This is a genomic window from Brevundimonas intermedia (assembly GCF_027922165.1).
GTDB classification, from domain to species: Bacteria; Pseudomonadota; Alphaproteobacteria; order Caulobacterales; family Caulobacteraceae; genus Brevundimonas; species Brevundimonas intermedia.
Window position 1 is genome coordinate 131,511 of the sequence record NZ_BSFD01000005.1, and the last position, 14,866, is coordinate 146,376.

General features: G+C 67.6%; 12 protein-coding genes. 6 read left to right on the forward strand and 6 right to left on the reverse strand.

The window, feature by feature from the left end; genetic code table 11:
• Positions 1-32: 32 nt before the first annotated feature.
• Together PKE72_RS09930 and PKE72_RS09935 are read right to left on the reverse strand one after the other, a co-directional pair.
• Positions 33-2,099, reverse strand: coding sequence for an OPT family oligopeptide transporter (locus tag PKE72_RS09930; protein ID WP_271165214.1), 2,067 nt, complete (start codon positions 2,097-2,099; stop codon positions 33-35).
• A gap of 77 nt (positions 2,100-2,176) precedes the next feature.
• Positions 2,177-2,959, reverse strand: coding sequence for a phosphatase PAP2 family protein (locus PKE72_RS09935; protein WP_271165215.1), 783 nt, complete (start codon positions 2,957-2,959; stop codon positions 2,177-2,179).
• A gap of 139 nt (positions 2,960-3,098) precedes the next feature.
• On the opposite strand from PKE72_RS09935, the gene mutM reads away from it, so the two are divergent.
• The 5 genes from mutM to PKE72_RS09960 all read left to right on the forward strand — a co-directional run bounded on the left by mutM (position 3,099) and on the right by PKE72_RS09960 (position 7,660).
• A complete protein-coding gene (mutM, locus tag PKE72_RS09940; protein WP_271165216.1) occupies positions 3,099-3,977 on the forward strand; it encodes a bifunctional DNA-formamidopyrimidine glycosylase/DNA-(apurinic or apyrimidinic site) lyase in 879 nt (292 codons plus the stop codon).
• Between the two features lie 49 nt (positions 3,978-4,026).
• Positions 4,027-4,509, forward strand: a complete 483-nt coding sequence (locus PKE72_RS09945; protein ID WP_271165217.1) for a hypothetical protein — start codon at positions 4,027-4,029, stop codon at positions 4,507-4,509.
• 27 nt (positions 4,510-4,536) lie between these two features.
• A complete protein-coding gene (locus PKE72_RS09950) occupies positions 4,537-5,322 on the forward strand; it encodes an enoyl-CoA hydratase (protein ID WP_271165218.1) in 786 nt (261 codons plus the stop codon).
• A gap of 53 nt (positions 5,323-5,375) precedes the next feature.
• Positions 5,376-6,278 (forward strand): alpha/beta fold hydrolase, encoded by a 903-nt coding sequence (locus PKE72_RS09955; RefSeq protein WP_271165219.1) that lies wholly within the window; start codon positions 5,376-5,378, stop codon positions 6,276-6,278.
• A 68-nt stretch (positions 6,279-6,346) separates the two neighbouring features.
• Complete coding sequence (locus PKE72_RS09960) at positions 6,347-7,660, forward strand: hypothetical protein (RefSeq protein ID WP_271165220.1); 1,314 nt, start codon at positions 6,347-6,349, stop codon at positions 7,658-7,660.
• Here PKE72_RS09960 and recQ read toward each other — a convergent pair.
• Together recQ and PKE72_RS09970 are read right to left on the reverse strand one after the other, a co-directional pair.
• A complete protein-coding gene (gene recQ / locus PKE72_RS09965; protein ID WP_271165221.1) occupies positions 7,657-9,558 on the reverse strand; it encodes a DNA helicase RecQ in 1,902 nt (633 codons plus the stop codon). The two genes, PKE72_RS09960 and recQ, sit on opposite strands and share 4 nt — an antisense overlap.
• Positions 9,559-9,677: 119 nt before the next feature.
• Positions 9,678-10,655, reverse strand: a complete 978-nt coding sequence (locus tag PKE72_RS09970; RefSeq protein ID WP_271165222.1) for a complex I NDUFA9 subunit family protein — start codon at positions 10,653-10,655, stop codon at positions 9,678-9,680.
• A 114-nt stretch (positions 10,656-10,769) separates the two neighbouring features.
• Between PKE72_RS09970 and PKE72_RS09975 the strand changes: the two genes are divergently transcribed.
• Entirely contained in the window at positions 10,770-11,201 is a 432-nt protein-coding gene (locus tag PKE72_RS09975; RefSeq protein ID WP_271165223.1) for a DUF488 domain-containing protein, read from the forward strand.
• A 272-nt stretch (positions 11,202-11,473) separates the two neighbouring features.
• Here the strand turns inward: PKE72_RS09975 and PKE72_RS09980 are convergent, their stop codons facing one another.
• Together PKE72_RS09980 and PKE72_RS09985 are read right to left on the reverse strand one after the other, a co-directional pair.
• The gene (locus PKE72_RS09980; protein ID WP_271165224.1) at positions 11,474-13,426 is read right to left on the reverse strand and encodes a M1 family metallopeptidase; all 1,953 of its coding nucleotides are present in this window, start codon (positions 13,424-13,426) and stop codon (positions 11,474-11,476) included.
• Positions 13,427-13,512: 86 nt separating this feature from the next.
• Positions 13,513-14,763 carry a multidrug effflux MFS transporter gene (locus PKE72_RS09985; protein WP_271165225.1) on the reverse strand — a complete coding sequence of 417 codons (1,251 nt, stop codon included), beginning with the start codon at positions 14,761-14,763 and terminating at the stop codon, positions 13,513-13,515.
• Positions 14,764-14,866 lie beyond the last annotated feature (103 nt).

Here is a 14,866-nt window from a genome sequence, read left to right on the forward strand (position 1 = left end):
CCTCCCCCGCAGGGGGAGGGAGAGGTATTGTGTCACACCGCCTTGGCGCGGCTCCGGGTCCAGGCGTAGAGGCCGAACACCGCGACGGCGAAGCCGATGATCCCCGCCAGCATGGCCGGCCAGGTCGAGCCTTCGGGCAGCATGGCGAACGGCGCGTCGTCGCGCGTGGCCACGATCACCCCGGCGGTGAAGACGCCGAACAGGCTCTCGCCCACGATCAGGCCCGAGGCCAGCAGGACGCCCATGCGGCGCGCCACGTCGGCGTAACGGGTGCTGGACACGGCCTTGTCATAGATCCAGCCGCAGACGGCGCCGATGACCAGCATGGTCGTGACGGCGGCGGGCAGGTAGAAGCCGATGCCGACAGCCAGCGGCGGCAGCTTGACCTTGCCGTTCGAGGCCTTGGACACGACAACGTCCAGCACGATGATGATCACGCCGATCACGGCGCCCAGCCCGATCAGGTCCCAGCGCAGATCGCCGCCGATGACGCCGCGCGCCAGGGCCGAGATCAGGGTGGCCTGGGGCGCCGCCAGGGTCTTGGCGCCCTCGACGATGGCGGGCGGGCCGCCTTCGAAGCCGAAGGCCTGGTTCAACAGGTTCAGGATCAGCGGAATGACGACGGCTCCGGCGCCGACGCCGACGATCAGGGCGACCTGCTGCCGCCAGGGCGTGGCCTCGACCAGTTGGCCGGTCTTCAGGTCCTGAAGATTGTCGTTGGCGATGACGGCGACGGCGAAGACGACGGCGGTCACGATCAATGCGAAGGCGATGATCGACGGATCGGCCGGCACGCCCGCGATGGCCATGACGCCCAGCATCAGCAGCGAGGCGATCACGACCGCCAGGATGCCGACCCCCGAGACCGGGCTGTTCGACGAGCCGATCAGGCCGGCCATATAGCCGCAGATGGCCGCGACGGCGAAACCGATCAGAACGACATAGACCAGGCCGCCGATGACCAGCAGCGGGGTCGATCCCGCCAGGGCCGGGGCGCTCTGGGCGAACCAGGCCAAGAGGCCGGCGATGCCGATCAGGCAGACCACCGAAATCCCGCCGACCAGTTTGATGGGCAGATCCTGTTCGGTGCGTTCCAGCACCTCGCCGTGGGCGCGCTTGGCGTTGGCGGCCAGGGCCGAGGTCAGGCCGCCGATGAGCGGGCCGGCCAGTTTAATCAGGGTCCAGATGGCGGCGACGCCGATGACGCCGGCGCCCATGAATCGGACCTCGCGGCTCCAGACCTTTGACGCCAGTTCTTCGGCCGATACGCCGGCCGGCAGGGTGGAGGCGATGGAGGGAATCCCGTGCGCCGTCAGCCAGGCGATGGTGTCAGGGCTGGTCAGGATCGGTACGGCGATCGCCCAGGCCAGGATCAGGCCGAACAGCTGGGCCAGGCCCACGGTCAGGCCGATCAGATGCCCCGCGCCGAGAAGCGCGAACTGCATGCCGAAGCCCATGCCGGTGGCCCCGCCGCCCAGGGCGGCCGGAAGCTTGAAGAATTTCGCGGCCTCGCCGGCGAAGACTCGACCCGCGACCAGCAGGGCGTAGCCGGCCGAGACCACGGCGCCGGCGACCACGATCCACAGGCCGGACTTGTTCTCGCGCACCGCGCTCTCGGTCTGTTCGGCCCCGCGCGAGCCGACCTTCAGCACCTCGGCGGCGGCGACGCCCTCGGGGTAGGGCAGACCGCCGTTGGTCACCAGGGCGCGGCGTAGCGGGATGGAGAAGGTCACGCCCAGAACGCCGCCCAGGATGCAGATGGCCACGGACTGCCAGAAGGGAAACTCCAGCCACCAGCCGATCATCACCAGGCCGGGCAGGACGAAGATGATCGAGCTCATGGCCCCGCCGACCGAGGCCACGGTCTGGACGGTCATGTTCTCCCAGATGGTCGAGGTGCGGAAGGCCCGCAGCACCGCCATCGAGATCACCGCCGCCGGAATGGCCGAGGCGAAGGTCAGGCCGACCAGCAGGCCCAGATAGGTGTTGGCGGCGGTGAAGATCACCGCCAGCAGACAGCCCAGCACAAGGGCGCGAAGGGTCAGTTCAAGCCGGCCCTTTTGGGCAGGGCTTTGGGGCGCAGCGGCGGCGTCAGTCATCGAGATCGGTTCCCACGTTCGACGCGGACGTAAGCCCATAACGCCGCCTGCGGCAACCGGTCACGCCCAAGTCACGATCAGGCGGGGAGGGGGTGAAGTCCGCGGAACCGCCGTCGCGCCCGGCGAACCAGGCCGGGCGAGGCCACCGTCACCCGATAGACTCCCGCCATGACCAGGGCCGTCAGGGCCCAGGACAGCAGGATGTCCGACAGGAAATGCCCCCCGAAGGCCAGCCGGTTCATCGACAGGGCGAAGGCGTAGACGACGGCGACAGGCAGGACGACCGGCCGCCATTTCGCCGGCGTCAGCACCAGCAGGACTCCGACCATCCAGGCCGCGCTGGACCCCTCGCCCGAGACGAAGGAACAGTTGGACTGGCAGCCGTCGCTGATCACCCAGACGGGGCTGAAGGCGGCGTCGCCGCCGAACTGGTCGATCTGGATGGGGCGAGCGCGTCCCCACAGACCCTTCAGCACCAGATTGACCACCAGGCCCGGCCCGATCGCCAGGGCGGCCAGCGTAAAGACCGCGCGCCGCGCCGCGGCGCCGAGAGACCGTCGATGAAGGGCGCGCCACGCCAGCCGTCCGATCACGGCCAGAAGCAGCAGGGCGAGCACGACTGTGGAGCTTTTGCGCAGCGCCTTCAGAAGGGGATTGTCGGCCAGGAAGAAGCCGGCGTCAGGTCGGTAGAAGAGGCGGCTGACGGCGATATCGACGCCGGGGAAGGTCAGGAAATAGACGCTGATCGCCAGAACGGCCGTCGCCGCCAGAATCGCGGCGTCGTCGCGCGTCAGACCGGCCGAACGGATCAGGTTCGGGATGCGGAAGCCGGGCCGGCCGATGATGATCGATTGAGACACATTCCCCCCGGACTGCTCGCAGCGTGCATGACAGACCGGGGTGTCGCTCCAGCGTCGGTTCGAACAATGTTTTCCGACGATTGTCGCGGAGGCGGACGATCCGCTTGGCCCGGCCGTGTCGAGGCGCTAGGACCGGCCCATGCCTGAACTTCCCGAGGTCGAAACCGTCCGACGCGGCCTGACGCCGGTGCTGGCGGGCGCGCGCCTGTCGCGGGTGCGGATCAACCGGCCCGACCTGCGTTTTCCGTTCCCGGAGCGATTTGTTGAACGGCTGGAGGGGGCGACGGTCGAGCGGATCGACCGCCGCGCCAAATATCTGCTGGCGCCCCTGTCGACGGGCGAGACCTGGGTCACCCATCTGGGCATGACCGGCCGCTTTACCCTGGACGGAACCCTGCTGGGCGAGTTCGAGGAGGCCGCCCCCATCGCCGGCAAGCACGAGCATTTCAGCGGCTGCGCCGTGCGCGACGGCGCCGCCACCCGCATCGGCTACGCCGACGCCCGCCGGTTCGGCTTCATGGGCCTGATCCGCACCGATCAGGTCGAGACCCATCCCTGGTTCGCCGGCCTGGGGCCCGAGCCGCTCGGCAACAGCTTTTCCGGCGCGCATCTGGTCGAGGCCTTCGCCGGCAAGACACAGAACATCAAGGTCTCCCTGCTGGACCAGCGGATCGTCGCCGGCCTGGGCAATATCTATGTCTGCGAGGCGCTTTACCGCGCCCGGATCTCGCCCCTGGTCGCGGCCGGGTCGGTGTCGAAGGCGCGGCTGGAAACCCTGGCCTCGGTCGTCCGCGACGTGCTGAACGACGCCATCGCCGCCGGCGGATCGACCCTGAAGGACTTCGCCAACGCCGAGGGCGGCCAGGGCTATTTCCAGCACCGGTTCGACGTCTACGGCCGCGAGGACGAGCCGTGTCGCGGCGAGTCTGCGAAGGCGGGGGGCTGCACGGGGACGGTCGCCCGCATCGTTCAGGGTGGACGGTCGACCTTCTACTGCCCGTCCTGCCAGAGGAAGTAGGCGGGGTTTAGGCCTTCATCTCGCCGTTGGTTTCGTGTCAGATCGCCGCATGAGCCTGCGCGAACGTCACCTGTGGATCGCCATTGTCACGACCGTGGCGGTGTGGGGCCTCTATGGCTGGCAAATGGCTCTTCAGATCGGCGCCGGCGGGTTGAACCGCGAGGAATTCGCCGGCGAGATGGGCGGATTGTTCCTGTTGGGCCTGTTGCTGATCGCGGTGGCCGAAGGGGTTCTTACCCTGATCGCCCGGCTGCTGCCGCGTGGCGAAACGCGCGAGGGCGCGGCCGAACGCAAGGCCTCGCTCCAGGCCAGTCATGTTTCGCTGATGGCCCTGATCGGTCTGATCACCGTCCTGTCCGCCGTCCTGTTCTGCGCGGGCTGGATCGGGTCTGCGGCGGTCGGACCGCTGCTGCGCGTGGCGACGCCGGCCAATCTGCTGGTGCTGATCGCCAACGGGCTGATGGGCTGTATCGTCGTGTCGGAGCTGATCCGGTTCGCCATGACCCTCGCCCTGCTGCGCGCCAGACGCTAGATCGACGACAGAACGAGGAGATCGACCATGGCCGACGCCTATTCCACCCTGCTGATCGAACGCCACGCCGACGGTTATGCCGTCGTGACCCTGAACCGGCCCGAGGCGCTGAACGCGCTGAACTCGACCCTGTTCGGGGAACTGGCGGCCTTCCTCGATGCGGTCGAGACCGACGACAGCGTACGCTGCCTGATCCTGACCGGCTCGGCCAAGGCCTTCGCCGCCGGGGCGGACATCAAGGAGATGGCGGACCAGTCCTACGCCGACATGTTCAAGGGCAATTTCTTCGCCCTGGGCCATGACCGGATCATGCGCTTCCGCAAGCCGATCATCGCGGCCGTGTCGGGCTACGCCCTGGGCGGAGGCTGCGAACTGGCGATGTTGTGCGACTTCATCATCGCCTCCGAGAACGCCAAGTTCGGCCAGCCCGAGATCAATCTGGGCGTGGCCCCCGGCATCGGCGGCTCGCAGCGGCTGACGCGCCTGGTCGGCAAGTCCAAGGCCATGGACATGATCCTGACCGCCCGGATGATGGATGCGGCCGAGGCCGAACGCGCCGGCCTGGTCAGCCGCGTCGTCGCCCCCGACGCCCTGCTGGACGAGGCCCGCGCCGCCGCCGCCAAGATCGCGGCGCAAAGCCCGCTGGCGGTGATGATGAACAAGGAAATGGTCAATGTCGCTCTGGAGACCAGCCTGAGCGAAGGCGTCCGGTTCGAACGCCGGCTGTTCCACTCCCTGTTCGCCTTCGAGGACCAGAAGGAAGGCATGTCCGCCTTCGTCGACAAGCGGAAGCCGGACTTCAAGGGGCGATGACCCAAGGTCGCGGTCGTCAACCGATCGCCGTGATCGGGCGTTAAGAGCGGGTCATGCGCCGTCTTCTTGCTCCGTTTTTCGCGATCCTGCTCGTCGTCCTTCCCGGCGTCGCCGTCGCCCAGACAACAGTATCGGCGTCTCTCGCCCCTGCCTTCCGTTCCGACCGGATCATCGTCGAGACGCGGGGGGCGGGGCCGGATATCGTCTTCATTCCGGGCCTCGGCTCTACCGGGGCGGCCTGGCGGTCTACGGCGGACAAGCTGGAGGGGCGTTACCGGGTGCATCTGGTGACCATCCGGGGCTTCGGCCAGACGGACATCGGGGCCAACGCCGGCGGCGCCCTGGCGGCGCCCGCCGCGCGGGAGATCGAACGCTATATCCGCGAGCAGCGGCTTTCGCGCCCCGCCCTGATTGGCCATTCGCTGGGCGGTCAGATCGCACTGCGGGTCGCGGCGGACATGCGGGACCGGATCGGTCGGGTGATGGTGGTGGATTCCGCGCCCTTCTTTCCGGCCCTGGTCGATTCCCGCGTCACCGCCCGCGAGGTCGAGCCTTTGGCGCGGCTGGCCTATCAGGCCCTGATGCTGTTCGGGGACCAGGCGCTGAAGGGCCAGGTCTCAGCCCTGGGCGGCGACCTCGGCCTGGCGGGCGACATGGTGTTCGACGGCCTGGGTCTGCAGGGCGGCGACCGGCGTGTCCTGGCTCAGGGTCTGTATGAAGCCCTGACCGTCGATCTGCGACCCCGGCTGCGCGACGTCACCGCCTCCGTGACGGTGGTCTATGGCTGGACGCCGGATACGAACAGCCCACGCAACCGGCTGGAGGGCCTTTATCGCTACGGCTTCTCCAACCTGCGCAGTCCCGCGCGGTTCGTCCGCATCGAGGGCGCCGATCACCAAGTGATGATCGACCAGCCCGCTCGCTTCCAGGCGGCGGTGGATCGGTTTTTGGGGTAGGGCGAAGTTGAGATAACACTGATTTTCGAATCGTGTGGGTTGTGTTATTGTCCCTCTAAACGGGAGGGATGGACGTGCGCCTCAAGACTATGTTTGTAGCGGTAGGCATCACTGTCTTAACGACAGGCTGCACCAGCGTGTTTCGAAACTCACAAGCGCCAATCCTTGATCAGCGCGCCGAGCTTGTGGAACTTGGCAAAAATTTAAACATCATACGCGGCGAACTCGAGATCGCCGAAATGTGCCTGGCGGATCCCAACACGAAGAAAGACGCCGATTCCATGAATTGCGCCGTACGGACTTCGGCGGTTCCTTCGGTGCAGTCGGATACCAGTTCGCACGCCTGGCAAATGGCGCGCGAACACCGTAGCGAGGTCCGCGCTTATACGAACGTCAATCTGCGAGCTTACGTTCGATTGAGGGTTACCCAGGTCGATGCCCTCTGCGGCTTGTTTTTCGATGAGCTGTCCCAGGTCAAGAACCAGACGCGATACGGTCGGGACCTCTTTAACATCGGCGCGGAATTCGCGACCGTGGCCCTGGGCGTCAGCGGGAGCCCGGCTGAACAACTCGCGGCGCTTTCCGGAATTCAGCTCAGTGTCAACGACACTTTCGACGCCAGCGAACGGGCGATGCTGCTGTCGCCCGACCCTCACAAGGTGTTCCTGCTTGTGAAACAAACCCAAGATGGAATCGACCCGCCAACGCTCCAAACGTTTGCCGAAGCGGACACCTATGTTCGCGACTATGCCCGGCCATGCACATTCCTGGGCATCCAGACCGTCATTGATCGAGCGTTGAGAGAAGAGCTGGAACGGAACGAACCCGGCGGACGGTTGGCGGACTTGAACGCGGTGATGGACGAGGTTCTTGAAGTCGTAAACGGATCTGACGGAACGCTCGCATCCTTGGCCGGACAGGGGCTGCCTCTGTACTGGCTGTTTGTCCTGGCTCCAACGGGAGCCGAGGAGCAAAGTCACGTGATGGCGCTTCTGCCTTCGGATACCCGTTCAGCTGTCGCCTCGGTTTACGCAGACGCGGCCAAGCGTGAAGAAATTGGCGCCTTGCTGCAGGACCTCGACACGAGAGCTCCGGCAGTGCCGCGGTCGGCGCGGGCCGCCAAGACCGCTTATGACGCCGAGCAGAAGCAGAAGGCGGCCGACGCTGCGGAGCGGGTGCGGGTGGAAAACGCCTTACGGCTGCAGCAGGCCGAGGTGCAACGAGCGCTTCAAGAGCAGCGGCTGGCTGACGCTCAAGCCCGAGTGCTTCAGGCCCAAAAGGAGGCGGACGACGCCGCTGCCGCTAGGATCGCGGCAGAGAGCGCGGCGGCTGGATCAGAGGAGGCCGGTCCAGCGGTGACGGACCCCGACGGGTCGACCTAGGCGGTGACAGCCCTCAACGTCTCCAGCACACCCTTGCCGTAGCGATCCAGTTTCGACTGGCCCACGCCGGGCAAGGCGCCCAGGGCGGTCAGGTCGCCCGGTTCGGCGTGGGCGATTTCCAGCAGGGTCTTGTCCTGGAAGATGACATAGGGCGGGACGTGCTGTTCCGAGGCGCGGTCGCGGCGCCAGGCGCGCAGGGCCTCGAACCGGGCGCGGACGTCGGCGTCCATGGTCTCCAGCGCGGCGTTGCGGCCCTCGCCGGTGCGGTCGCGGCGATTGCGCGGATTGCCCGAGCGCGTACCGGCGTCGTAGCCGGCGGGCACGCGGCGGACCTCGATCTTGCGTTCGGCCTTGTAGACGGCGCGCACCGCCTCGCCGTCGCCCAGCCCGACCAGGGGCTTGCCGTCGTTCGGATCCTCGACCAGCAGGCCCTCGAACAACAGGTGATCGACGATGTCGCGCCAGCCGTTGGGCGAGATGTCGGCGCCTATGCCCCAGGTGGACAGCTGTTGCTCCCACGGCTGGACCGCCTTGGTCCGGCCGGTCAGGTGGTCGACGATCCGGCCCCGGCCGAACCGGCCACCCAGACGCTGGACCGCCGCCAGGGCCTTTTGCGCGGGGACGGTGGCGTCATAGAGCAGGGGCGGGTCGCCGCAGATGTCGCAGACGCCGCAAGGCTGGGCCTCGGTTTCCCCGAAATAGCGGCGCACGGCCTGGGCGCGGCAGACGGCGCCGTCCAGCATGGCGAACAGCTGGCGGGCCTTGCGCACCTGAACCTGTTTGACCTCCTCGGCCATCGGGCGGCTGTCCAGCCGGCGCAGGGTCCAGGCGATGTCGGAGGGGCCGTACAGGGTGATGCCCTCGGCTGGTTCGCCGTCGCGCCCGCCCCGTCCGATCTCCTGCCAATAGGCCTCGAGACTGCCCGGTGGATCGGCGTGGATGACGAAGCGCACATCGGCCTTGTCCACCCCCATGCCGAAGGCGATGGTGGCGACCATGACGGCGCCGTCCTCGGCCAGGAACCGTTCCAGCCGGCGGTCGCGCTCTTTCGTATCCATGCCCGCGTGATAGGCGATGGCGTTGGTTCCGGCGTCGCGCAGGGCCTGGGCCACGCGGTCGCAGCCGTCGCGGCTGCCGCAATAGACGACGCCCGACTTGCCGCGCCGCTCGCGCACCAGTTCGATGACCCGGGCGTCGGTCTTGGCGCGCGAGGCGCTTTCCTTGCGCTCGGCCGACAGTTGCAGGTTCGGGCGGGCGAAACTGTCGACGAAGACCTTGGCCTGTTCCAGCCGCAGCGAGCGCAGGATGTCGTCGCGGGTGCGGGCGTCGGCGGTGGCGGTGACGGCGATGCGCGGCACGTTCGGGAACCGCTCGGCCAGCAGACCCAGGTTGCGATAGTCGGGACGGAAGTCGTGGCCCCATTGGCTGACGCAGTGGGCCTCGTCGATGGCGATCAGGCTGAGGGGAAGCTCGGCCAGCCGGTCCATCATGGCGCCGGCCGCCAAGCCTTCAGGCGAGACGTACAGCAGGTCCAGATCGCCGGACCGGGCTGCAGCCCAGATGGCCGACCGCTCGTCCAGCGACACGCCGGAATCCAGCCGGGCGGCGGCGACGCCCTGCTGTTTCAGGGCCTCGACCTGGTCGGTCATCAGGGCGATCAGCGGCGAGACCACCAGGCCCAGACCGGGGCGCAGAATGGCGGGGATCTGATAGCAGACGCTCTTGCCGCCACCGGTGGGCAGGACGGCCAGCACATCGCGCCCGGCCAGGATCTCGTCCACCACCTGGCTTTGCAGGCCCCGGAAGTCGGCATGGCCCCAGACGCGCGACAGCAGGGACCGGGCGTCGTCCAGTGTCGGGTCTTGGGCGGGGCGGGACTGGGTTTGCGTGGCCGGCATCCGAGAGTTGTGCACTATTTGTTCCGCGGTGCGAAGACGGCCCGGCCGTTTTCACGGCCGGGTCTTAAATCAGAATGGGCCGTTTTCACGGCCGGGGCGTCAGACCGGGGAAGGATGCGTCAGTGGGCGGGCGAGACGGCGAACTGGCCGCCGTCGCGATAGCGCCACAGGTAGGAGGGGGCGATGGCGGCCATGCCGGTCGGCGTGGTCAGACCCAGGTCGGCCAGGGTCGCGGCGCCGGGCGAGACGACATTGTCCTTCTCCAGCATGACGACCTGATCGCGGGTCAGGGGCGGGGTCAGTCCGACTAGGCTGACGGTCTGCAGCAGCGAACCCAGCAGCTTGGCGATGGGGAAGGGAATGGGCGCCAGCAGACGGTCGCGGTGGGTCTCGCGCTTCACCAGCTCCAGCACTTCGCGGAAGCTGTAGATGTCCGGGCCGCCCAGTTCGTAGGTGCGGCCGGCCGCGTCGCCGCGGGTCACGGCGCGGGCCACGGCCTCGGCCACGTCGGCGACATAGACCGGCTGGAACCGGGTCTTGCCGCCGCCGATCAGCGGCAGGGCGGGCGCCGAGACCGCCATGGCGGCGAACCGGTTCAGGAAGCCGTCGCTGGCGCCGAACACCAGGGACGGACGCAGGATGACGGCGTCGGGATAGACGGCGCGGATCTGGGCCTCGGCCTCGCCCTTGGTGCGGGCATAGGCGGAGCGGCTGTTCGCATCGGCGCCGATGGCCGAAATCTGGACGACGCGGACCACGCCGGCGGCCTTGGACGCCTGGGCGATGTTCTTGGCGGCCTCGACATGGGCGCTCTTGAAACCGCGCGCGCCGCCGCCGTCGTGCAGGACGCCGACCAGATTGACCACGGCGTTCGAGCCGCGCACGGCGGCCGCCACGTCGTCGGCCTTGGTCACGTCGCAGCGCATGAACTGGATCTGGCCCGGATCGCCCAGGGGCTGGACCTCGATGGCCAGAACCGGGTTGCGCACCGCCACGCGGATGCGCCAGCCGAGACGGGCCAGCGCGCGCACCGCCTGCGATCCGATGAAGCCGGAACCTCCGAAGAGGGTCACGACGCCGGGGGCGAGGTCAGCCATGAGGAAAGCTCCAGTCGAAATCCGTGCTGCGGGATAGCCGATGGGGCGCGGCGCCGCAACGCGGCGATTGATGGTCAAGCTGGCGATCGACGCACGCGCGCCCATCTGTGGTCCATGCAAGTCTTCACCATCGGTTATGAGGGCGCGACCCAGGCGCAGGTGATCGATCGGCTGAAGGCGGCCGGGGTCGATCTGCTGGTCGATGTTCGCGCGGTCGCCGCCTCACGACGCGCCGGATTTTCAAAGACGATTCTGGGCGAAAGTCTAAAGGCCGAGGGGATCGACTATCTCCACCTGCGCGGCCTCGGCACGCCCAAGGCGGGGCGGGATGCGGCGCGCAAGGGGCATGTCGCCGAGATGCGCGCTATTTTCGCGGACCATCTGGCAGAGCCACAGGCCCAGATGGAATATGAGCGGCTGAAGGCGCTGGCGGACGAGAAGCGCGTGGCCCTGCTGTGTTTTGAGGCCGATCACGCCGGGTGCCACCGCGCCGTGCTGGCGGAGCGGCTGTCGGACGAGGCCGGCGCGAGCGTGATCAACCTTTAGGGTCGTCCGTATCTTCTTTCGTCATTCTCCGGCGAGCGTAGCGAGACCGGGGAACCCAGCGGCGCGCGTGAGCGCGAACCTGTCGCGGACTCGATCGTCAAACATCCTGCGGCGGAGACATCGCCTTCGGCGCCGCTGGGTTCCCCGGTCTGCGCCGCGAAGGCGCGGCTTGCCGGAGAATGACGAAAGAATAACGGGCCTGTACGCCTTCGAGCCCGCCACCGCTTCGCGTTCCTCCTCCCCGCAACGCGGGGAGGAGGAACGCGGATAGCCTAAGGCCGTCCCACCAGTTGATCGACCGAACCGCTGGTGACCGGGTGATACAGCGGCCGCGCCTCGGCGTAGATGCGGCGGGCGATGGGGCGGCCCCAGTCGCCCTCGTTCCACAGGGTCTGGAACAGGGGCAGGACGAATTTGCGCCGTCCCTGGCTGGTCAGGAATTTCTCCGCCGTGGCGACCGAGGGCTGATAGCGGTGGGCCAGGGCGATCTGCAGCCAGGCGAAGGTCAGTTCGCTGTTGCCCTCGTTCGCCAGATTCAGGATGCGCTCCAGATCGGCCAGTTGGGCGGCGGTCAGCCAGTCGGCGCCGGCGGCCAGGCCTTCGGGACGCCAGCCCAGGAAACGCTGGCGCTGCTGGGTATTCCACTCCGCCCACGGAATGGCCGAGGCTGGTCCCTTGTCCTTGAAGAAGGCGACGGCGGCGGCATCGACCGGCGTGAAGGCGTTTGAGACCGGGGCCACGGCGTTGGACGGCAGGCCGGGCTGATAGACCCAGGCGTCCAACTGCAGTTCGGATTCCAGAGCCGTGTCGCCCTTCACCAGATGGGTGCGGATGTCGGCCAGGAACATGGCCGTCGTCATCGGCCGATAGGCGTTGCGGTCGAAATAGCCGCGCAGCCAGGCGTCGAACGTCTCGCGCCCGGCGATCCGCTCAATGGTGCGCAGGAAGGCCGAACCCTTGTCATAGGCGATGGTGTTCATGCCGTCGTCGGGGTCGCGGCCGGTCAGGTCCAGATGCAGGCGGGTGTCGGCGGCGGGCAGGGACTTCAGCTCGTCCTGCAGCCCGTCCCAGCTCAGCACCTGTTCCTGCACCGCCCGGTCATGGCCGTAGATCGACTCCATGATCCGGTTCTCGAAATAGGTGGTGAAGCCCTCGTTCAGCCAGAAGTCGTTCCAGGTGGCGTTGGTGACCAGATTGCCCGACCAGGAGTGGGCCAGTTCGTGCGCCACCAGCGAGACCAGCGACTGATCCCCGGCGATGATGGTCGGGGTGGCGAAGGTCAGTTTGGGGTTTTCCATCCCGCCGAACGGGAAGCTGGGCGGCAGGACCAGCAGGTCGTAGCGGCCCCAGCGATAGGGGCCGTACAGTTTCTCGGCCGCGTCCACCATTTCGGCGGTCGGCTCCAGCTCCGCGGCGGCGGCGCGCAGGCGGCTCGGCTCGGTCCAGACGCCGGTGCGTTCGTCGAAAGGCGCGAAGGCGATGTCGCCGACGCCGATGGCGATCAGATAGGGCGGGATCGGATTGTCCATCCGGAAGCGCCAGGACTTCAGGCCATTTGCGGCGGCTTCGCCCTTTGGCGTCAGCTGGTCGGCGCTCATGACCACGGTCAGGTCGGCCGGGGCGGTGATGCGGGCCGAATAGGTTTGGCGAATGCCTGGGCTGTCCTGGGTCGGAACCCAGGTGCGGGTCAGGATGGCCTGGCCCTGGCTGAACAGATAGGGCTTTTGGCCGCCCGCCGTCTGGGTCGGGCTCAGCCATTGCAGCGCCGCCGCATCGGGACGGGTCGAGTAGCGGACGGTGATCTTGCGCCGCTCATTGGCGGCGAAGGCCGGGAAATAGACGGTCAGGGGCTGGCCCTTGATGGCGTCATTGTCGCCGACGACATAGCGCAGCGGTTGCCCTGAGGCGTCGCGCACGTCCTGGATGTCCAGGTTGCGGATGTCCAGGATCACCTCATTGGCGCCGGGGACCGCCAGGATGTCCAGGGTCGCCGTGCCCGACAGGGTCTTGGCGTTGAAGTCGGCGGCCAGGTCCAGGGCCACGTCGACGACGCGGGCGATCTCGGGCCGGGCGTAGGTATGGCTGTCGACGGCTTCGGGGCCAGGGGCGGGCGCGACGGCGGGCGGGGTCATCGATGCGCTTCCGGTCGGAGTGGAACAGGCGCTGACCCCCAGGGCGGCGGCGAGGGCGAGGGCGGAGACGAGGCCGAAGGCTTTACGCTTCATCGAGGCATTCCGGGGCTGACCTTAAGGATTGGCCGGAGAACGCGCGGAAACGGAAAAAAGATCAAGCCTCGTCGATCGTTCTCAAATCAGTGCGCGGCCGGCGCCGGGGCGTGGTGGGCGCGGAACAGTCGGCCTCGTTCGGCGAACAGGACCCAGGCCAGGGCGATCAGGCCGAAGACGGTGAAGCCAAGCACCATGGGGACCGTCGTGCCGTTGAACTGCTGCCCTACGGCGAAGCCCAGCAGCGAGCCGAAGATGGTGGAGATGAAGCCCTGGATCGAGGCGGCGGTGCCGGCGATACGGCCCATGGTCTCCATCGCCATGGCGCCGAAATTCCCGGCGATCAGACCGAAACAGAACATGGTCAGGGTCTGAAGGATCGCAAAGGTCCAGAGGGTCTCGTGACCGCTGAGGGCCACCACCGCGTGGATCGCCGAAATGCCGGTGAAGCCGATCAGGGCGGTGTGCGAGATCTTCCGCGACCCCAGTTTCACCACCAGCCGGGCATTGACGATGGAGGCCACGGCGATGCCGCCGGCGATCAGGGCGAAGACGGCGGGGAAGACGGCTTCGGCGTCAAAGACGTCGGCGAAGATCTGCTGCGACGAGTTGATGAAGCCGAACAGGGCGCCGGTGATGGCCGTCATGGCCAGGGTGTAGCCCATGGCGGTGCGGTCGGTCAGGGCCGTCTTGTAGGCCGAGGTCAGCCGCTTCACCTGGATCGGCAAGCGATCCTCGGGCTTCAGCGTCTCGGGCAGGCGCAGGAAGGCCCAGACGCTGAGCGCCACCCCGACCAGGCCCAGGGCTGCGAAGATCCAGCGCCACGGCCCGACCAGCATGATCAGCTGGCCGATGGACGGCGCCAGGATGGGCACGCCCAGGAAGACCAGGAAGCTGAAGGACATGACGCGGGCCATGGTGCGGCCCTCATAGCGGTCGCGCACGATGGAGACGGCCAGGACGCGGGTGCAAGCGCTGCCCAGCCCCTGGCCGATCCGGGCCAGGATCAGCATGTCGAAGGTTGGCGCGAGCGTCGCCAGCAGGCTGAACACCACATAGACGCCGACGCCGAACAGCAGGACGGACTTGCGTCCGAACCGATCCGCCAGGGGGCCGTAAATGAGCTGGGCGCCGCCGAAGCCGAGCAGATAGGCGGTCACCACCCACTGACGGCTGTTCTCATTGGCCACGCCCAGGTCTTCGCCGATGTGCGGCAGGGCCGGCAGCATGGAGTCGATGGCCAGGGCGTTCAGCGCCATCATCAGGGCGATGAGACAGACGAACTCGACGAAGCCGAGCTCCTTCTTGGCGGGCGCTGAGGCGAGGGAAGAAGACATTCGGGCCAGATGCGCCGTCAGGCCCCGATCCGCAACCATGCGCCTGTCATAAATTGCTGCAACGCAGCGAAATCGAGGTTGACCGCCGGGCGCCTCGCCAAAG

Excerpts from the sequence above, each read along its gene's own strand:
- PKE72_RS09930 (WP_271165214.1), bottom strand. The coding sequence starts at position 2,099 with ATGACTGACGCCGCCGCTGCGCCCCAAAGCCCTGCCCAAAAGGGCCGG.
- mutM (WP_271165216.1), top strand. The coding sequence starts at position 3,099 with ATGCCTGAACTTCCCGAGGTCGAAACCGTCCGACGCGGCCTGACGCCG.
- PKE72_RS09945 (WP_271165217.1), top strand. The coding sequence starts at position 4,027 with ATGAGCCTGCGCGAACGTCACCTGTGGATCGCCATTGTCACGACCGTG.
- PKE72_RS09950 (WP_271165218.1), top strand. The coding sequence starts at position 4,537 with ATGGCCGACGCCTATTCCACCCTGCTGATCGAACGCCACGCCGACGGT.
- PKE72_RS09955 (WP_271165219.1), top strand. The coding sequence starts at position 5,376 with ATGCGCCGTCTTCTTGCTCCGTTTTTCGCGATCCTGCTCGTCGTCCTT.
- PKE72_RS09960 (WP_271165220.1), top strand. The coding sequence starts at position 6,347 with ATGGACGTGCGCCTCAAGACTATGTTTGTAGCGGTAGGCATCACTGTC.
- recQ (WP_271165221.1), bottom strand. The coding sequence starts at position 9,558 with ATGCCGGCCACGCAAACCCAGTCCCGCCCCGCCCAAGACCCGACACTG.
- PKE72_RS09970 (WP_271165222.1), bottom strand. The coding sequence starts at position 10,655 with ATGGCTGACCTCGCCCCCGGCGTCGTGACCCTCTTCGGAGGTTCCGGC.
- PKE72_RS09975 (WP_271165223.1), top strand. The coding sequence starts at position 10,770 with ATGCAAGTCTTCACCATCGGTTATGAGGGCGCGACCCAGGCGCAGGTG.
- PKE72_RS09980 (WP_271165224.1), bottom strand. The coding sequence starts at position 13,426 with ATGAAGCGTAAAGCCTTCGGCCTCGTCTCCGCCCTCGCCCTCGCCGCC.
- PKE72_RS09985 (WP_271165225.1), bottom strand. The coding sequence starts at position 14,763 with ATGTCTTCTTCCCTCGCCTCAGCGCCCGCCAAGAAGGAGCTCGGCTTC.